General features: G+C 43.8%; 2 protein-coding genes and 1 pseudogene. All 3 read right to left on the reverse strand.

Annotated elements, in window-relative coordinates; all coding sequences use genetic code 11:
* A pseudogene (locus EOJ37_RS13955) lies at window positions 1-206 on the reverse strand (hypothetical protein); the annotation flags it as partial.
* Window positions 207-509: 303 nt separating this feature from the next.
* Window positions 510-1,004, reverse strand: a complete 495-nt coding sequence (locus tag EOJ37_RS13960; protein WP_127960482.1) for an Imm42 family immunity protein — start codon at window positions 1,002-1,004, stop codon at window positions 510-512.
* Window positions 1,001-2,010, reverse strand: a 1,010-nt coding sequence (locus tag EOJ37_RS14540; RefSeq protein WP_206194073.1) for a VENN motif pre-toxin domain-containing protein, incomplete at its 5' end; no start/stop codon positions are given. The genes EOJ37_RS14540 and EOJ37_RS13960, both read right to left, overlap by 4 nt.

A 2,010-nucleotide genomic window follows, 5' to 3' on the forward strand; every position in this document is an offset into this window, starting at 1 on the left:
CATACATCCATCGAGAGAAAGCCACGACCAATCGATACAGGACAATGCCTCACTTTCAAGCAATCCATTTTGCCAAAAACGCTCAAAGACCCCAGCAGCAGTCCACTCTTGGAAGCGGCGATGAGCGCGTGGGACGCAACATCCGGGATCAGTGGCGCCATCTTTTCCCACAGTTCATCGCTAATCTGCCACTTGCTATTTGCCATAATTCACCCTCAGAAATGTTCATGATGTATTATACAGCAATTCCTATTGAGATAGGATCTAAGCATAGAGGTTGTCTGCTCGATATTCGCGGGTCAATAACGGAGATCATACCTCAAAAGCCTTGCCATGCCTCGTTCATATGAGGGGATGGTTAAGATCGCCAGCCCCTGTTCATTAGCCGGTTCTGCATGATGCAGAGTTGGCCAATCGCGTCAATGTGAGTTGGCCGTGTTATTACAGACCGGCAGCTCTTAAGGCATAAAAACAAAAATCCCGGCCAATTGGCCGAGGGTAGCTATTTATTAAAATGTATATCCTTTCAAAAGTTCAAGAACCCCAACAACATATCCCTTAGGTAATACTTTTTTATTGAAAGTTTTTCCGCTATCACGTGTTGAAAAAACATATTCACTTTCTGAAGTTAACACATAAAAAATGTAGTAACCTAAGTCGGAAAATTCTAATGGTGTTAAATCAACACCAACAACTTCATTATTTTCAGAAAAACAATGTTCAACATCACTTGATAGCCATTGTCGAAAAGAATGAGCTAGCATAAGAGGAAAGCTTGGCTCGTTAACTCTATCAACACTTTGTTCTTTAATACTTCTTAACTCATCCAAATTACCCACTAAATGGTTAGTAACCATTTTTAATGTATAATTTGCACCTTTCCCAGGAAAAAAAACATCATCTATAATAAAATTAAACGCACCCAAATTCATGTCAGGATTATTATCATTTTTATAGATGACATCAATATGAACACCAAAGTAGTAAGGATCTCCATAAATCATTTAACACCCCTTAATTGTTTGACTTCACTATTAAACTTACCCAACTCTCTTTGACCTAACGCATTATTTTTATCTCCAGTACTGCCACTCCAATGGTAAGCACCGGAACCATCTTTGCCATTATTAAAGAAACGATGAATATTACCGTCTGAGTCTATTGCCAACCTCACTTTAGGGTTTGATGTTTGTATCGAATTTTCAAACAAATCTAGTGAATTTCTTGGCTCAATCCCGGCATCCGGCCTAAACCCTTGAGCTCCTGGCGTATGCTTAGTATTTGACTCTATCTTGAGACCATTACTTGCTACAGTCGCTTCTGGAATTGGCAATCTATTATCTTTGTTTCCAACTTGTTGCTTATTAGCCTTACTCATCACCCCCAGTGCAGCCAATCCCTTGCCACCCACTGCCGCACCTAGCCCAATCGTTTCCACGGCTTCCTTACCATTCAAGGCCGCTTTTACATAACCTGGCAATGCTTGGTAAATCGCTAAGGCACTTTCTTCATTCTCCGCCAGCACAAAACGCGCCAACTGTGCCGCATCCTCACTGCTTAAATCCGAAATAAATGAAAAACGGTTCAGTGTCTTAGCCATATCAGAACCGGCTTCCGCTTCTGCCAAAGCACCATTGGCACAGAACACATTACCAGAACAGCTTTCCGCTACCGACTCTTCGCGATTCTTCTCACTCTTTTCGGCGTACTTCTCGTAAATCTCAAGCTTGTCTGCGCCCGTTTTCTCTGCCGCTTCAAGCTCTTTCTCTAAATTGAGTACATCCTGCACACTCAGGTAGTTATTCTCCACCGCGTTCTTCCCTATCTGGGCGCTTTTCGCGGTGTCGCTGCTGCTGTCGCCCAGTAATCCTCCGGCCAGGCCGGCGGCGAGTGTGCTCAGTGAGGCGATATTCTGCTTCTCTTCCTCGGTTAATTCACTCACTTTTTTGCCCGGGTAGAGCGAGTTCATGATCGCGTTCGCCATCAACTCCGCGCTGGCGCCCGCTGCCG

This window comes from Serratia microhaemolytica (assembly GCF_004011885.1).
Lineage (GTDB): Bacteria > Pseudomonadota > Gammaproteobacteria > Enterobacterales > Enterobacteriaceae > Serratia_G > Serratia_G microhaemolytica.